The organism is Pseudomonas sp. P1_C12 (assembly GCF_056406435.1).
Window position 1 is genome coordinate 109,623 of the sequence record NZ_JBFUAE010000002.1, and the last position, 16,223, is coordinate 125,845.

Consider the following 16,223-nt stretch of genomic DNA (forward strand, 5'->3'; position numbering starts at 1 on the left):
TGTGTCAGAACGAGTCGCCTGGCACGCGAACGAAACCTTCCATCAACACCCGCGCACTGCGGCTCATGATTGCCTTGTTCACGGTCCATTCGCCATTGACCTGACTGGCCTCGGCGCCGACACGCAGGGTGCCGGACGGATGGCCGAAGCGCACCGCATTGCGTTCGATACCGCCTGCAGCGAGGTTCACCAAAGTGCCGGAAATCGCTGCAGCCGTACCGATCGCCACTGCCGCCGTGCCCATCATCGCGTGGTGCAACTTGCCCATGGACAATGCACGCACCAGCAGGTCGACATCCCCCGCCGCTATCGCCTTGCCGCTTGATGCCACGTAGTCCGCAGGCTTGGCCACGAAGGCCACCTTCGGCGTGTGCTGCCGCTTGGCCGCTTCGTCGATGTTCGAAATCAGACCCATGCGTAGCGCGCCGTAGGCACGGATGGTTTCGAACATCAGCAAGGCTTTCGGATCGCCATTGATCGCGCCCTGCAACTCGGTGCCTTTGTAGCCGATGTCTTCGGCATTGATAAAAATTGTCGGGATGCCGGCGTTGATCATGGTCGCCTTGAAGGTACCGACACCGGGTACTTCCAGGTCATCCACGAGGTTGCCGGTAGGGAACATCGAACCGCCGCCACCCTCTTCGTCCGCCGCAGGATCGAGGAACTCGATCTGCACTTCGGCTGCCGGGAAGGTCACGCCGTCGAGCTCGAAATCACCGGTTTCCTGCACTTCACCATTGGTGATCGGTACGTGAGCGATGATGGTCTTGCCGATGTTGGCCTGCCACACGCGAACCACCACCACGCCGTTGTGCGGGATGCGGCTGGCGTCCACCAGGCCATTGCTGACGGCAAACGAACCGACCGCCGCCGACAGGTTGCCGCAGTTGCCGCTCCAGTCCACGAACGGCTTGTCGATCGACACCTGACCGAACAGGTAGTCGACATCGTGATCGGCTTTGATGCTTTTCGACAGGATCACGGTTTTGCTGGTGCTGGAAGTCGCGCCGCCCATACCGTCGATTTGCTTGTCGTACGGGTCGGGGCTGCCGATTATGCGCAGCAGCAAAGCGTCGCGGGCCGGGCCTGGGACCTGTGCCGCTTCAGGCAAATCCTTCAGGCTGAAAAACACGCCTTTGCTGGTGCCGCCGCGCATGTAGGTGGCGGGAATTTTGATCTGCGGTGCATGAGCCATGGTGCTCGTTACTCCTAATCTGAAAGCAGACACGGGACTTGAAGTCCCGTGTCGGTACAGCCTGTTTTAGACGGCGACCGCCGATTCTTCGAGGAAGTCCTGGGCGAAGCGTTGCAACACACCGCCAGCCTCGTAGATCGACACTTCTTCGGCGGTATCGAGGCGGCAGGTCACCGGCACATCGACGCGTTCGCCGTTCTTGCGATGGATCACCAGCGTCAGCTCGGCACGTGGCGTGCGCTCGCCAATCACGTCGTAGGTTTCGCTGCCGTCGATGCCCAGGGTATGACGGTTGGTGCCCGCTTTGAATTCCAGCGGCAACACGCCCATGCCCACCAGGTTGGTGCGGTGAATGCGTTCGAAACCTTCGGCGGCAATCGCTTCCACACCCGCCAGGCGCACGCCCTTGGCCGCCCAGTCGCGGGACGAACCCTGGCCGTAATCTTGACCTGCGATGATGATCAGCGGCTGCTTGCGATCCATGTAGGTTTCGATGGCTTCCCACATGCGCATCACTTTGCCTTCCGGCTCGACACGGGCCAGCGAACCCTGCTTGACCTTGCCGTTTTCCTGAACCATTTCGTTGAACAGTTTCGGGTTGGCGAAGGTTGCGCGCTGCGCAGTCAGGTGGTCACCACGGTGAGTCGCGTAAGAGTTGAAGTCCTCTTCCGGCAGGCCCATTTTCGCCAGGTATTCGCCGGCGGCGCTGTCGAGCATGATGGCGTTGGACGGCGAAAGGTGATCGGTGGTGATGTTGTCCGGCAGCACCGCCAGCGGACGCATGCCCTTGAGCGGACGTGCCCCGGCCAATGCACCTTCCCAGTACGGCGGACGGCGAATGTAGGTGCTCATCTCGCGCCAGTCGTACAGCGGTGCGACTTTCGGACCGGTGTCTTCGTGGATGGCGAACATCGGGATGTAGACCTGACGGAACTGCTCAGGTTTCACCGAGGCCTTCACCACCGAGTCGATTTCTTCGTCGCTCGGCCAGATGTCTTTCAGGCGGATTTCCTTGCCATCCACCACGCCCAGCACATCTTTTTCGATGTCGAAACGGATGGTACCGGCGATGGCGTAAGCAACGACCAATGGCGGCGACGCGAGGAACGCCTGCTTGGCGTACGGGTGAATCCGGCCGTCAAAGTTGCGGTTACCGGACAACACGGCAGTGGCGTACAGGTCGCGGTCGATGATCTCTTGCTGGATCACCGGATCCAGCGCGCCGGACATGCCGTTGCAGGTGGTGCAGGCGAAGGCCACGACGCCGAATCCGAGCTGCTCCAGCTCATCGGTCAAACCGGCCTCGTCGAGGTACAGCGCGACGGTTTTCGAACCCGGTGCCAAGGACGATTTGACCCACGGCTTGCGGGTCAGGCCGAGCTTGTTGGCGTTGCGCGCCAGCAGGCCGGCGGCGATCACGTTGCGCGGGTTGCTGGTGTTGGTGCAACTGGTGATGGCGGCAATGATCACCGCGCCATCCGGCATCTGGCCAGGTACGTCTTCCCACTGACCGGCGATGCCTTTGGCTGCCAGATCCGAAACCGCGACACGGGCGTGCGGGTTGCTCGGGCCAGCCATGTTGCGCACAACCGAAGACAGGTCGAACGTCAGGCCGCGCTCGTACTGCGCGCCTTTCAGGCTGTCAGCCCACAGGCCGGTCTGCTTGGCGTAGTTCTCGACCAACTGCACCTGCTCGTCTTCACGGCCCGTGAGCTTTAGGTAGTCGATGGTCTGCTGGTCGATGTAGAACATCGCCGCGGTGGCGCCGTATTCCGGGGCCATGTTGGAGATGGTCGCGCGGTCGCCGAGGGTCAGCTTTGACGCGCCTTCGCCGAAGAACTCCAGCCACGCACCGACCACTTTTTGCTGGCGCAGGAACTCGGTCAACGCCAGCACCATGTCGGTGGCGGTGATGCCCGGTTGCAGCTTGCCGGTCAGTTCGACGCCGACGCTTTCCGGCAGGCGCATCCAGGAGGCGCGGCCGAGCATCACGCTCTCTGCTTCCAGGCCGCCAACGCCGATGGCGATCACACCCAGCGCATCGACGTGCGGGGTGTGGCTGTCGGTGCCGACACAGGTGTCGGGGAAGGCCACACCGTCGCGCACCTGGATCACCGGGGACATTTTCTCCAGGTTGATCTGGTGCATGATGCCGTTGCCCGGCGGGATCACGTCGACGTTCTTGAACGCCTTTTTGGTCCAGTTGATGAAGTGGAAACGGTCTTCGTTGCGACGGTCTTCGATGGCGCGGTTCTTCTCGAACGCCTGCGGATCGAAGCCACCACGCTCGACGGCCAGGGAGTGGTCGACGATCAGTTGCGTCGGCACCACCGGGTTGACTTGCGCAGGGTCGCCGCCTTGCAGGGCGATGGCATCACGCAGGCCGGCGAGGTCGACCAAAGCGGTCTGGCCGAGGATGTCGTGGCACACCACGCGGGCCGGGAACCACGGGAAGTCGAGATCGCGCTTGCGTTCGATGAATTGCTTCAGGGATTCGGTGAGCATGGCCGGGTCGCAGCGACGCACAAGGTTTTCCGCCAGCACACGGGAGGTGTACGGCAGGGTGTCGTAGGCGCCAGGCTGGATCGCCTCGACCGCTGCGCGGACATCGAAGTAATCCAGTTTGCTGCCGGGCAGCGGTTTACGGAATTGAGTGTTCATCGTCAGGACTCGGTCACGGTAGTTACAAAAGGTGGGCCTGGCACCGGTACTCAAGTGGTACCGAACCTCTGTAGGAGCTGGCTTGCCAGCGAATGCGGTGGATCAGTCAACGAACATGTTGAATGACAGATCGTCTTCGCTGGCAAGCCAGCTCCTACAGGGTTACCGGTTCATTCAATACCGGTGCCTGCTCTCACCATTCAGCGTTGTTCGATTGGTACGAACTTGCGCTGTTCAACGCCGGTGTACTCGGCGCTTGGACGGATGATGCGGTTGTTGGCACGTTGTTCGTACACGTGGGCAGCCCAGCCGGTCAGGCGCGAGCAGACGAAGATCGGTGTGAACAACTTGGTCGGAATGCCCATGAAGTGGTACGCCGAGGCATGGTAGAAGTCGGCGTTCGGGAACAGTTTCTTCTGCTCCCACATGGTCTTGTCGATGGCTTCGGAAACCGGGAACAACACTTTGTCATCCACTTCGTCAGCGAGTTTTTTCGACCAGCCCTTGATCACCTCGTTGCGCGGATCGTTGTCCTTATAGATCGCGTGGCCGAAGCCCATGATCTTGTCCTTGCGCTCGAGCATGCCAAGGGTGCCCTTGATCGCGTCTTCCGGCGACGAGAAGCGCTCGATCATTTCCATCGCCGCTTCGTTGGCGCCACCGTGCAGCGGGCCGCGCAGCGAGCCGATGGCCGCGGTGATGCACGAATACAGGTCGGACAGGGTCGACGCGCAAACACGTGCGGTGAAGGTCGAGGCGTTGAACTCGTGCTCCGCGTAAAGGATCAGCGAAACGTTCATCACCTTGACGTGCAGCTCGCTCGGCTTCTTGCCGTGCAGCAGGTGCAGGAAGTGGCCGCCGATGGACTGTTCGTCGCTCACGCAATCGATGCGCTTGCCTTCGTGGCTGAAGCGATACCAGTAGGTCATGATCGCCGGGAACGCGGCCAGCAGGCGGTCGGTCTTGTCGTGCTGCTCGGAGAAGTTGTTCTCCGGCTCCAGGTTGCCCAGGAACGAGCAGCCAGTGCGCATCACGTCCATCGGGTGGGCGTCGGCGGGGATGCGTTCCAGCACTTCTTTCAGCGCTTGCGGCAAGTCACGCAGCTTGCTCAGCTTGGTGACGTAGGCTGCAAGTTGCGCTTTGCTCGGCAGTTCGCCGTACAGCAGCAGATAGGCAACTTCTTCGAACTGTGCGTCAGCCGCCAGTTCACGTACGTCATAACCACGATAGGTCAGACCGGCACCCGACTGGCCCACGGTGGACAGTGCGGTTTGCCCGGCTACCTGGCCACGGAGCCCGGCGCCACTGAGTACTTTTGCTTCGGCCATTGCTGTCTCCAATTTTTCTTGAATTTGTCAGGGAGTTCTTCGACTTACTTTTTCGCGGCGAACAACGCATCGAGCTTCTGCTCGAAGGTGTGGTAGTCGATGCGATCGTAAAGCTCCATGCGGGTCTGCATGGTGTCGATGACGTTTTGTTGAGTGCCGTCGCGACGGATCGCGGTGTAGACGTTTTCTGCAGCCTTGTTCATGGCGCGGAACGCCGACAGCGGGTACAGCACCAGCGATACGTCGGCAGCGGCCAGTTGCTCGGTGGTGTACAGCGGCGTCGCGCCGAATTCGGTGATGTTGGCCAGGATCGGCGCTTTCACGCGGTTGGCGAACAGCTTGTACATGTCCAGCTCGGTGATGGCTTCCGGGAACACCATGTCGGCGCCGGCCTCGATGCACGCAGCAGCGCGATCCAGGGCAGACTCCAGACCTTCCACCGCCAGGGCGTCGGTACGGGCCATGATCACGAAGCTGTCATCGGTACGCGCATCGACGGCGGCCTTGATGCGGTCGACCATTTCCTGTTGGGTCACAATCTCTTTATTCGGACGGTGACCACAGCGCTTGGCGCCAACCTGGTCTTCGATGTGAATCGCCGCCGCGCCGAACTTGATCATCGACTTGACGGTGCGAGCGACGTTGAACGCCGAGGAACCGAAACCGGTGTCCACATCCACCAGCAATGGCAGGTCGCAAACATCGGTGATACGGCGCACGTCGGTCAGCACGTCATCCAGACCGGTGATGCCCAGGTCAGGCACGCCGAGGGAGCCGGCAGCCACCCCGCCACCCGACAGGTAGATCGCCTTGAAACCGGCGCGTTTGGCCAGCAGCGCGTGGTTGGCGTTGATCGCGCCGACCACTTGCAATGGATGCTCGCTGGCGACCGCATCGCGGAAACGCTGGCCTGGAGTGCTCTTGTTCAAACTCATGACTCACCTCGTTTGGCTGTCGGGTTAGCGCCGTCCTGGTAATGACGGGCGATGTTGCGTTTGGAGGCGCCGATGTGACGGCGCATCAACAACTCGGCCAGTTCACCGTCACGGTCGGCAATGGCATCGAGAATTCGGTGGTGCTCGGCAAACGCCTGGTGCGGGCGATTGGGCGTGGTGGAAAACTGGATGCGGTACATGCGCACCAGTTGATACAGCTCGCCGCAGAGCATTTGGGTCAGCGTGCGGTTGCCGCTGCCCTGGATGATTCGGTAGTGGAAGTCGAAATCGCCTTCCTGCTGGTAGTAGCCTCTCCCTGCCTGAAACGCCTCATCGCGCTCGTGGGTTTCCAGGACCCGACGCAGTTCGTCGATTTCCTCGAGGCTCATGCGCTCGGCGGCCAGGCGACAGGCCATGCCTTCCAGGGATTCGCGGATTTCGTATAGCTCAATCAGTTCGGCGTGGTTGAGCGACACCACCCGGGCGCCGACATGCGGCACGCGAACCAGCAGGCGCTGGCCTTCCAGACGGTGGATGGCCTCGCGCAACGGGCCACGGCTGATGCCGTAGGTGCGCGCCAACTCCGGCTCGGAGATTTTGCTGCCCGGCGCAATCTCGCCTTTGACGATAGCCGCCTGAATGCGTCGGAAGACGTTCTCGGACAGGGTCTCCGTATCGTCTTGCGTTGAAACGGGGGGATCGAGTTGATCCAGCATATTGTCGACACCTTGTGAGCCAATGCCGCAAAAACTAACGAATACAGGCGACACAGTCAAAGGTTAAATCGATATTGTCGACAATCTTCTGATAACCGGCTGCACCATAACGAAGCAATCCCTCTGTTTATAGCCACCGGCCAGCGCTGGCGCCATCAAACTACCGTGCTAGAATGCCGCCCGCATTTGTTTGTCACATCTGCACTGCCTGTCATAAAAACCTGACAGGCATACGAGGGAGCTTGCGCAGCGATGCCAGGGCCTTGAATCAAGTCGGACCGCTGCGCACCAGGATTTATGAGACTCAAGCCCTTCCCTGCCTTCCTTTATTTCCTTTGTCTGCCTGGTTTCGCAATGGCCGGGGAAAAGACCGTGTATGGCCTTAATGAGTACGCATCGCTCAATGGCATTGACCTGGAAGTGGCGGCCAAACTCGACACCGGGGCAAAAACCGCTTCCCTGAGCGCGCGGGATATCAAACGTTTCAAACGCAACGGCGAGTCATGGGTGCGCTTTTACCTGGCCATCGACGCCGCCCATTCGCACCCGATCGAACGCCCGCTGGCCCGTGTCAGCAAGATCAAGCGCCGGGCCGGCGACTACGACCCCGAAGAGGGCAAGAAGTACACCGCCCGCCCGGTGATCGAACTGGACATCTGCATGGGCTCGGCCCTGCGTAGCATCGAAGTGAACCTGACCGACCGCAGCGCTTTCCAATATCCGCTACTGATTGGCTCCGAAGCCCTCAAACGCTTCGATGCACTGGTTGACCCCAGCCTTAAATATGCTGCCGGCAAACCTGCCTGCACCACCGACGCTCATACCGCCGAGTAATTTCAATGCGCTCTCTTACCCTTCATCTGAAACTGCTGATCGCCATCCTGGTGGCGCTGGGCATTTCAGTTACGGCCTATCAGATCTTCGTGCTGGGCATCCCGGTGACCGAAGACGCCACCGACGACCTGTGGAACATCGACGCCAAGGTCGAGTTCGTCGCCAGTGCCAAGGATCCGGTCAAGATCCAGATGTTCGTGCCACCGCTGAGCCGCGACTTCGTCAGCCTCAACGAGAGTTTCATCTCCAATAACTACGGCGTGGCCGTGAACCGGGTCGACGGCAACCGCAAGGTCACCTGGTCGGCGCGCCGGGCCAAAGGCAATCAGACGCTGTATTACCGCCTGGTGCTGACCAAGCGTTATTCCGGTGAGAAAGCCAAGATCAAAGGCCCGACCTTTCGCGACAGCATGACCATCGAAGGCCCGGAAAAAATCGCCGCCGAAGCCCTGCTTGCTCCGATTCGCCAGCACTCGGCCGACGTCGAAACCTTCGTCGGCGAAGCCATCAAGCGGGTCAACAACCTCAACGACGACAACGTGAAGCTGTTACTGGCCGGTGATCCGTCCACCGCGCACAAGGCGAAAATCGTCGAGTTGCTGCTGTCCGTCGCCCACGTGCCGATCGAGAAGGTCCACACCATCCGCCTGGTGGCCGATCAGCCGCAAATCCCGGAACTGTGGCTGCGCAGTTTCAACGGCACCGACTGGCTGTACTTCAACCCGGAAACCGGTGAACAGGGCCTGCCGACCGACCGCCTGCTGTGGTGGACCGGCGACGAAAACCTGATCACCGTCGATGGTGGCAAGAAAGCCAACGTGACCTTCAGCCTGAACAACAGCGAAATGAATGCCATTCGCCTGGCCAAGCTGACCGACGAAAACACCGACGCCAACTTCCTCGAATACTCGTTGTACGGCCTGCCGCTGCAAACCCAGCAGACCTTCATGATCATGGTGATGATCCCGATTGGCGTGCTGGTAATCCTGATCCTGCGCAACCTGGTCGGCATCCAGACCCTGGGCACCTTCACCCCGGTGCTGATCGCCCTGGCCTTCCGCGAAACCCAGCTCGGCTTCGGCATCATGCTGTTTACCATCATCACGGCGCTGGGGCTTTCGCTACGGTCCTACCTCGAACACCTGAAGCTGCAAATGCTGCCGAGGCTGTCGGTGGTGCTGACCTTTGTGGTGGTGTTGATCGCGGCCATCAGCCTGTTCAGCCATAAACTCGGCCTGGAGCGCGGCTTGTCGGTGGCGCTGTTCCCGATGGTGATCCTGACCATGACCATCGAACGCCTGTCGATCACCTGGGAAGAACGCGGCGGCGGCCATGCCATGAAAGTGGCCATCGGCACGCTGTTCGCCGCGTCCCTGGCGCACCTGATCATGACCGTGCCGGAACTGGTGTACTTCGTGTTCACCTTCCCGGCGATCCTGCTGATCCTGGTGGGCTTCATGCTGGCCATGGGGCGTTATCGCGGTTATCGCCTCACCGAACTGGTGCGTTTCAAGGCCTTCCTGAAAAAGGCTGACGCCTGATGTTTGGCTTCTGGAAGACCTGGAAGGCCCTGGAAGCCCAGGGCATCATGGGGATCAATCGGCGCAACGCAGACTACGTGCTCAAGTACAACAAGCGCAGCCTGTACCCGATCGTCGATGACAAGATCATCACCAAGGAGCGCGCCATCGCCGCTGGCATCCATGTGCCCGAGCTGTATGGCGTAATCTCCACCGAGAAGGAAATCGACAATCTCGAAGAGATCATCGGCGCACGCAGCGACTTCGTGATCAAACCGGCCCAGGGCGCTGGCGGCGACGGCATCCTGGTCATCGCCGACCGCTTTGAAGGCCGCTATCGCTCGGTGTCCGGCCGGATCATCAGCCATGAAGAAATCGAGCATCAGATTTCCAGCATCCTGACCGGCCTGTACTCCCTGGGCGGTCACCGCGACCGGGCCCTGATCGAATACCGCGTGATTCCGGACCAGATCTTCAAGAGCATCAGTTACGAAGGCGTGCCGGACATTCGCATCATTGTTTTGATGGGTTACCCGGTGATGGCCATGTTGCGCTTGCCGACCCGCCAGTCCAACGGCAAGGCCAACCTGCACCAGGGCGCCATCGGCGTCGGTGTGGATCTGGCCACCGGCCTGACCCTGCGCGGCACCTGGCTGAACAACATCATCAACAAACACCCGGACACCACCAATGCAGTGGATGGCGTGCAACTGCCCTACTGGGACGGTTTCATGAAACTCGCCGCCGGCTGTTATGAATTGTGCGGGTTGGGCTACATCGGAGTCGACATGGTCCTGGACCAGGAAAAAGGCCCGTTGATTCTTGAACTCAACGCCCGGCCTGGGCTGAATATTCAGATTGCCAATGACTGCGGGCTGACGTTGCGTACTCATGCGGTGGAAGCACGAATGGAAGACCTCAAGGCTCGTGGCGTGACCGAATCGGTCAAAGAGCGTGTGGCGTTTGTACAGGAGATGTTTGGGCACATTCCTGCGGTCGAGGGTTGATCTTTTGTGGCGAAGGAGCAAGCTCCCTCGCCACAGAATGTAATTTCAGTCGCTTCCGATGTGCCTCTTTCCGACATCCCTCTAGGACCAAATCCTACAGAGGTCTACAATCGCCACCCCGCCTCAATGGCTGATCTTCCCCGCCCATGCTGACCTGTTCCGTACACCCGCTGCCCTATCGCGCCAACCCCGCCCAATACTTCGCGGCGATTCGCCATGCCCCCGGCGCCGTGCTGCTCGACAGCGGCCGCCCCAGTGCTGACCGCGGTCGCTATGACCTGCTCAGCGCCTGGCCACTGGAACAACTGACGGTATCGCCCGACGAAAGTGGCGATGCCTTCCTGCAACGCCTGCGCGATAACCTGACACGCCTGGGCGAAGCGACTCTGCCGGTACCTTATGAGTTGCCGTTTGCCGGTGGATTGATCGGCTACCTGAGTTACGACTTCGGCCGGCATCTGGAGCGCCTGCCGAGCCAGGCACAGGACGACCTGCAACTGCCTGACGCGCGTTTCGGCCTGTACGGCTGGGCATTGGTCAGCGATCACCTTTCGCTGACCAGTCAATTGGTGTTCCACCCGACACTGCCCACCGGCGAACGCCAGCGCCTGATCGATCTGTTCAGCCAGCCTGCACCGGAAGTGGTCGCGCCCTTCAAACTGCTCACCCCGATGACTGCCGACTTGAGCGCTGACCAGTATCAACAGGCAATCGAGCGCATCCAGCAATACATTCAGGCCGGCGACTGTTATCAGGTCAACTTCGCCCAGCGTTTTCGTGCGCCCTGCCAAGGTGATCCCTGGACCGCTTACTGCGCTCTGCGCGCAGCGTGCCCGACGCCTTTTTCCGGTTTCCAGAGCTTGCCTGACGGCGATGCCGTACTCAGCCTGTCGCCGGAACGCTTCGTCAAAGTCAGCCAGCGCCATGTGGAAACCCGCCCGATCAAGGGCACTCGACCTCGGGGCCTGACGCCTGAGCAAGACGCCGCGAACGCCACCGAACTGCTGGCCAGCCCCAAGGATCGCGCGGAAAACCTGATGATCGTCGACCTGCTGCGCAATGACCTCGGCCGGACCTGCCGCACCGGTTCGGTTCGGGTACCGGAACTGTTCAGCCTGGAAAGCTATCCGAACGTGCATCACCTGGTCAGCAGTGTCACCGGTGAACTGGCGGATGACCGCGATGCCCTGAACCTGATTGCTGGCAGCTTCCCGGGGGGCTCGATTACCGGCGCGCCAAAGATTCGCGCCATGCAGATCATCGATGAGCTGGAACCGACCCGACGCGGACTGTATTGCGGCTCATTGGTCTACCTGGACGTGCGTGGCGAAATGGACAGCTCCATCGCCATCCGCAGCTTGCTGGTCAAGGACGGGCAGGTGTGTTGCTGGGGCGGCGGCGGGATTGTCGCGGATTCGGAGTGGCAGGCTGAGTATCAGGAATCGATTACCAAGGTGAAGGTGTTGCTCGAAACCTTGCAAAACCTCTGACACCCTCCGCAGTAGGAGCTGTCGAGTGAAACGAGGCTGCGATCTTTTGATCTTGTTTTTTAAGATCAAGATCAAAAGATCGCAGCCTGCGGCAGCTCCTACAGGGATCGGGTTTACAGGCTCAACGTCCGGTTCGAAGCCTTGATGAACTCCTGCTTCAGCTCTTCAAACGTGTGCACCGCCGGGAACTGCGGGAACTGCGCAATCACGTTTTCCGGCGCATGGAACAGAATCCCGGCATCGGCCTCGCCCAGCATCGTGGTGTCGTTGTAGGAATCCCCCGCTGCGATCACCCGGTAGTAGAGGCTCTTGAAGGCCAGGACCGACTGACGCTTGGGATCTTTCTGACGCAACTGGTAGCCAGTGACGCGCCCGCTGTCGTCGGTAATCAGACGATGGCAGAGCAAGGTCGGGAAGCCCAGTTGGCGCATCAGTGGCTGGGAGAACTCATAGAAGGTGTCCGACAGGATCACTACCTGGAAGCGCTCGCGCAGCCAGTCGACGAACTCGATGGCGCCATCCAGTGGCTTGAGCGTGGCGATCACTTCCTGAATGTCGGAAAGTTTCAGGCCGTGCTCGTCGAGAATCCGCAGGCGCTGCTTCATCAGCACGTCGTAGTCGGGAATGTCCCGGGTGGTGGCCCTGAGGGACTCGATCCCGGTTTTTTCGGCGAAGGCGATCCAGATTTCCGGGACCAGCACACCTTCAAGATCCAGACAGGCAATTTCCACAAGACACTCCCATTTGTATTGATTATTGAGTCGAGCGAGCATAAAGCCTGCCGAACTCTAGCGACTCGGGCCTGCCTGCGCAACGCAGAGGATACCCCGGCCCGTGCAGCTTTTTGTTACCATCGATCCCATATAGAGCGCCCAGCGCCACCGACCTGTAGGAAGCCGCCCTGATGAGCCCAACGTTCGACGTCGTGGAACTCGCCACGACCTATGCCAACAAATCCGCCCAGGACATCCTGAAGCTCGCTTTTGCCGAGTTCGGCGATGACCTGTGGATATCTTTCAGCGGTGCCGAGGACGTGGTGCTGGTGGACATGGCCTGGAAGCTGAACAAGAACGTCAAAGTGTTCAGTCTCGACACCGGCCGCCTGCACCCCGAGACCTACCGCTTCATCGATCAGGTGCGCGAGCACTACAAGATCGACATCGAGCTGGTGTCGCCGGACCACACCAAACTCGAACCCTTCGTGAAGGAAAAAGGCCTGTTCAGCTTCTACAAGGACGGCCATGGCGAATGCTGCGGTATCCGCAAGATCGAACCGCTGCGCCGCAAGCTGTCCGGCGTGAAAGCCTGGGCCACCGGCCAGCGCCGGGACCAGAGCCCCGGCACCCGCAGCGCCGTCGCAGTGATGGAAATCGACACCGCGTTCTCCACCCCGGAACGCACCTTGTACAAGTTCAACCCGCTGGCGCAAATGACCAGTGAAGAGATCTGGGGCTACATCCGCATGCTGGAACTGCCGTACAACAGCCTGCACGAACGCGGTTTCATCAGCATCGGCTGCGAACCCTGCACCCGCCCGGTACTGCCGAACCAGCATGAGCGTGAAGGCCGCTGGTGGTGGGAAGAAGCGACGCAGAAGGAATGCGGGTTGCATGCGGGGAATATCATCAGCAAGGGGTAGGAGCGAGCTTGCTCGCGATGGTCGTCAACGAAAACGCTGTAAACCTGATTCCCCCGCGACGCTCTCGAGTTTTTCGCGAGCAAGCTCGCTCCTACAGAGTCAATGTGCCACAACACACAATGTGTACACACGAATGTCACCATAAGTGCCATTTGTGTGTGCACTTTTAGTTTCAGCGCCCCAAAAAGTTACATCTCCTTTCTCATCATCTCGCCCACATCCTCCCTCTCCAAAAATAAATACCTGTTCAATCGGTCAATTTAAATTTTCTATTTTTCAGTCAGTTATTCGTTTTCGATAACAAAACGAAATGAGCACTGGTTTTTATAGAATCGCAACTGGCACAAATCTGGCTTAAGTGCATACATGTTTTGTATACAATCAAATCAAAACATACACACACTTTAGATCCGCAAGCCTGAAGCGCCCTATCCCGTACAGGCTGCAGATGCCCCGTAACCAATGATATTCGCCACCCGCGACGAAGATTTGTCGAGCCAACGCTCATGCACAGTCATCGCGGCGTCGAGCATCAGGAGCCTGCCGGAATGCGTACTAGTCTCTCCAATAACAACATCGCGCTGGATCTACCCTCTTCCCATTCCACCCACACCGCCGACAACCAGGCGCATCACGCCCCCGTGGTGCTCAGCCCCCGACTGCACAACAAGGACCTGGCACCGACCAAGTCCGAAGGCCGGCGCTGGGGCCGCTACAGCATCTTTGCCCTATGGACCAACGACGTTCACAACATTGCCAACTACTCGTTTGCCATCGGTCTGTACGCTTTGGGTCTGGGTGGCTGGCAGATCCTGCTGTCCCTGGGTATCGGCGCGGCGCTGGTTTACTTCTTCATGAACCTGTCTGGCTACATGGGCCAGAAAACCGGGGTGCCGTTTCCGGTCATCAGCCGGATCAGTTTCGGCATTCATGGTGCGCAGATTCCTGCATTGATCCGCGCCGTGATCGCCATCGCCTGGTTCGGTATTCAGACGTACCTTGCGTCCGTGGTGTTTCGCGTGCTGTTGACGGCGGTCCATCCAGGGTTCGCCGACTACGACCACGACTCGATCCTCGGCCTGTCGACCCTGGGCTGGGTGTGTTTCGTCGCGATCTGGTTCGTGCAACTGGCGATCCTTGCTTATGGCATGGAGATGGTGCGGCGCTACGAGGCGTTTGCCGGTCCGGTGATTCTGCTGACCGTCGCCGCACTCGCCGCGTGGATGTACACCCAGGCCGATGCGACGATTGCCTGGTCGATCCGCGAGCCGCTGACTGGCGGTGAGATGTGGCGCAACATCTTTGCCGGTGGCGCACTGTGGCTGGCGATCTACGGCACCTTGATCCTCAACTTCTGCGACTTCGCCCGCTCTTCGCCGTGCCGCAAGACCATCAAGGTCGGAAATTTCTGGGGCTTGCCGGTGAATATCCTGGTGTTCGCCAGCATCACGGTCCTGCTGTGCGGCGCGCAATTTCAGATCAATGGCCGGATTATCGAAAGCCCGACCGAAATCATCGCCTCGATCCCCAACACCTTCTTCCTGGTGCTCGGCTGCCTGGCGTTCCTGATCGTCACCGTGGCGGTGAACATCATGGCCAACTTCGTCGCCCCGGCGTTCGTACTCAGCAACCTGGCGCCCAAGTACCTGACCTTCCGCCGCGCCGGGCTGATCAGCGCGACCATCGCCGTGCTGATCCTGCCGTGGAACCTCTACAACAGTCCGCTGGTGATCGTGTATTTCCTGTCCGGCCTCGGTGCCCTGCTCGGCCCGTTGTACGGGGTGATCATGGTCGACTACTGGCTGGTACGCAAAGGCCAGGTCAACGTGCCGCAGTTGTACAGCGAAGACCCGAACGGCGCGTATTACTACAGCCGCGGGGTCAATTTGCGCGCCGTGGCGGCGTTCATTCCCGCTGCCCTGATCGCCATCGTCCTGGCCCTGGTGCCAGGGTTCCACAGCGTATCGCCGTTCTCCTGGCTGATTGGTGCCGGCATCGCCGGGATGCTCTACCTGATCATCGCCAAGCGCCAACCGCACTACGCCGATGTCAGCGGCGAAGCCATCGCCGTCGACAACGTCAGCCACTGATCCTGTCGCGGCCCGGCGTGGTCGGGCCGCAGAACCAACTGCAATAAGGACTTTCAATGCGCATTCTCGTGGTCAACGTCAACACCACCGAATCCATCACCCAGGCCATCGCCCGTTCGGCGCAAGCCGTCGCGTCGCCCGGCACGGAAATCGTCGGCCTCACCCCGCACTTCGGCGCCGACTCCATCGAAGGCAATTTCGAAAGCTACCTGGCGGCCATCGCGGTCATGGATCGGGTGATGTCCTACGACCAGCCATTCGACGCCGTGATCCAGGCCGGCTATGGCGAGCACGGCCGTGAAGGCTTGCAGGAACTGCTCAATGTGCCGGTGGTGGACATCACTGATGCCGCCGCCAGCACGGCGATGTTTCTCGGACACGCCTATTCCGTGGTCACCACCCTCGATCGCACCGTGCCGCTGATCGAAGATCGCCTCAAGCTCTCCGGCCTCTGGGACCGTTGCGCCTCGGTACGGGCCAGTGGTTTGGCAGTGCTGGAACTGGAACACGAACCGCAACGCGCACTGGAGGCCATCGTGCATCAGGCCGAACTGGCGGTGACCCAGGACAAGGCCGAAGTGATTTGCCTGGGCTGCGGCGGCATGGCCGGGCTGGACGAGCAGATTCGCCGGCGTACCGGGGTACCGGTGGTGGATGGCGTGACGGCGGCGGTGACCATTGCCGAATCGTTGGTGCGCCTGGGGCTGTCGACATCGAAGGTGCGGACGTATGCGACGCCGCGGCCGAAAAACATCATTGGCTGGCCGGGGCGGTTTGCCCGGTAGACCGCGTTATCGTTCTTCGCGAG

General features: G+C 60.2%; 13 protein-coding genes. 7 read left to right on the forward strand and 6 right to left on the reverse strand.

Annotated elements, in window-relative coordinates; translation table 11 throughout:
- Positions 1-4: 4 nt before the first annotated feature.
- From prpF to AC1D19_RS03425, 5 genes are all read right to left on the reverse strand, one after another.
- Positions 5-1,195 carry a 2-methylaconitate cis-trans isomerase PrpF gene (gene prpF / locus AC1D19_RS03405; protein WP_477762394.1) on the reverse strand — a complete coding sequence of 397 codons (1,191 nt, stop codon included), beginning with the start codon at positions 1,193-1,195 and terminating at the stop codon, positions 5-7.
- Positions 1,196-1,261: 66 nt separating this feature from the next.
- Positions 1,262-3,856 carry a Fe/S-dependent 2-methylisocitrate dehydratase AcnD gene (gene acnD, locus AC1D19_RS03410; RefSeq protein WP_477762395.1) on the reverse strand — a complete coding sequence of 865 codons (2,595 nt, stop codon included), beginning with the start codon at positions 3,854-3,856 and terminating at the stop codon, positions 1,262-1,264.
- 200 nt (positions 3,857-4,056) lie between these two features.
- A complete protein-coding gene (gene prpC / locus AC1D19_RS03415) occupies positions 4,057-5,184 on the reverse strand; it encodes a bifunctional 2-methylcitrate synthase/citrate synthase (RefSeq protein ID WP_477762396.1) in 1,128 nt (375 codons plus the stop codon).
- Between the two features lie 44 nt (positions 5,185-5,228).
- The gene (gene prpB, locus AC1D19_RS03420) at positions 5,229-6,119 is read right to left on the reverse strand and encodes a methylisocitrate lyase (RefSeq protein ID WP_108218923.1); all 891 of its coding nucleotides are present in this window, start codon (positions 6,117-6,119) and stop codon (positions 5,229-5,231) included.
- A complete protein-coding gene (locus AC1D19_RS03425; RefSeq protein ID WP_218431358.1) occupies positions 6,116-6,835 on the reverse strand; it encodes a GntR family transcriptional regulator in 720 nt (239 codons plus the stop codon). Before AC1D19_RS03425 ends, prpB begins: the two co-directional genes overlap by 4 nt.
- Positions 6,836-7,132: 297 nt before the next feature.
- Between AC1D19_RS03425 and rloA the strand changes: the two genes are divergently transcribed.
- From rloA to pabB, 4 genes are all read left to right on the forward strand, one after another.
- Positions 7,133-7,669, forward strand: a complete 537-nt coding sequence (gene rloA / locus AC1D19_RS03430) for a retropepsin-like aspartic peptidase RloA (RefSeq protein ID WP_217837642.1) — start codon at positions 7,133-7,135, stop codon at positions 7,667-7,669.
- 5 nt (positions 7,670-7,674) lie between these two features.
- Entirely contained in the window at positions 7,675-9,210 is a 1,536-nt protein-coding gene (gene rloB, locus AC1D19_RS03435; protein ID WP_477762397.1) for an osmotic stress tolerance membrane protein RloB, read from the forward strand.
- A complete protein-coding gene (locus AC1D19_RS03440; protein WP_477752592.1) occupies positions 9,210-10,196 on the forward strand; it encodes an alpha-L-glutamate ligase-like protein in 987 nt (328 codons plus the stop codon). Before rloB ends, AC1D19_RS03440 begins: the two co-directional genes overlap by 1 nt.
- 146 nt (positions 10,197-10,342) lie before the next feature.
- The gene (gene pabB, locus AC1D19_RS03445; protein ID WP_477762398.1) at positions 10,343-11,686 is read left to right on the forward strand and encodes an aminodeoxychorismate synthase component I; all 1,344 of its coding nucleotides are present in this window, start codon (positions 10,343-10,345) and stop codon (positions 11,684-11,686) included.
- Between the two features lie 113 nt (positions 11,687-11,799).
- On the opposite strand, the gene thrH is transcribed toward pabB, so the two are convergent.
- Positions 11,800-12,417, reverse strand: a complete 618-nt coding sequence (gene thrH, locus AC1D19_RS03450; protein ID WP_108218929.1) for a bifunctional phosphoserine phosphatase/homoserine phosphotransferase ThrH — start codon at positions 12,415-12,417, stop codon at positions 11,800-11,802.
- A 173-nt stretch (positions 12,418-12,590) separates the two neighbouring features.
- Here thrH and AC1D19_RS03455 point away from each other — a divergent pair, with 173 nt between their 5' ends.
- From AC1D19_RS03455 to AC1D19_RS03465, 3 genes are all read left to right on the forward strand, one after another.
- Entirely contained in the window at positions 12,591-13,325 is a 735-nt protein-coding gene (locus AC1D19_RS03455; protein WP_477752589.1) for a phosphoadenylyl-sulfate reductase, read from the forward strand.
- 548 nt (positions 13,326-13,873) lie between these two features.
- The gene (locus AC1D19_RS03460) at positions 13,874-15,415 is read left to right on the forward strand and encodes an NCS1 family nucleobase:cation symporter-1 (protein ID WP_477762399.1); all 1,542 of its coding nucleotides are present in this window, start codon (positions 13,874-13,876) and stop codon (positions 15,413-15,415) included.
- A gap of 56 nt (positions 15,416-15,471) precedes the next feature.
- Entirely contained in the window at positions 15,472-16,200 is a 729-nt protein-coding gene (locus tag AC1D19_RS03465; protein ID WP_007988885.1) for an aspartate/glutamate racemase family protein, read from the forward strand.
- Positions 16,201-16,223: the final 23 nt, after the last annotated feature.

What these genes read in the sequence shown, in the direction of transcription:
- prpF (WP_477762394.1), bottom strand. Translation starts at nt 1,195, where the DNA reads ATGGCTCATGCACCGCAGATCAAAATTCCCGCCACCTACATGCGCGGC.
- acnD (WP_477762395.1), bottom strand. Translation starts at nt 3,856, where the DNA reads ATGAACACTCAATTCCGTAAACCGCTGCCCGGCAGCAAACTGGATTAC.
- prpC (WP_477762396.1), bottom strand. Translation starts at nt 5,184, where the DNA reads ATGGCCGAAGCAAAAGTACTCAGTGGCGCCGGGCTCCGTGGCCAGGTA.
- prpB (WP_108218923.1), bottom strand. Translation starts at nt 6,119, where the DNA reads ATGAGTTTGAACAAGAGCACTCCAGGCCAGCGTTTCCGCGATGCGGTC.
- AC1D19_RS03425 (WP_218431358.1), bottom strand. Translation starts at nt 6,835, where the DNA reads ATGCTGGATCAACTCGATCCCCCCGTTTCAACGCAAGACGATACGGAG.
- rloA (WP_217837642.1), top strand. Translation starts at nt 7,133, where the DNA reads ATGAGACTCAAGCCCTTCCCTGCCTTCCTTTATTTCCTTTGTCTGCCT.
- rloB (WP_477762397.1), top strand. Translation starts at nt 7,675, where the DNA reads ATGCGCTCTCTTACCCTTCATCTGAAACTGCTGATCGCCATCCTGGTG.
- AC1D19_RS03440 (WP_477752592.1), top strand. Translation starts at nt 9,210, where the DNA reads ATGTTTGGCTTCTGGAAGACCTGGAAGGCCCTGGAAGCCCAGGGCATC.
- pabB (WP_477762398.1), top strand. Translation starts at nt 10,343, where the DNA reads ATGCTGACCTGTTCCGTACACCCGCTGCCCTATCGCGCCAACCCCGCC.
- AC1D19_RS03455 (WP_477752589.1), top strand. Translation starts at nt 12,591, where the DNA reads ATGAGCCCAACGTTCGACGTCGTGGAACTCGCCACGACCTATGCCAAC.
- AC1D19_RS03460 (WP_477762399.1), top strand. Translation starts at nt 13,874, where the DNA reads ATGCGTACTAGTCTCTCCAATAACAACATCGCGCTGGATCTACCCTCT.
- AC1D19_RS03465 (WP_007988885.1), top strand. Translation starts at nt 15,472, where the DNA reads ATGCGCATTCTCGTGGTCAACGTCAACACCACCGAATCCATCACCCAG.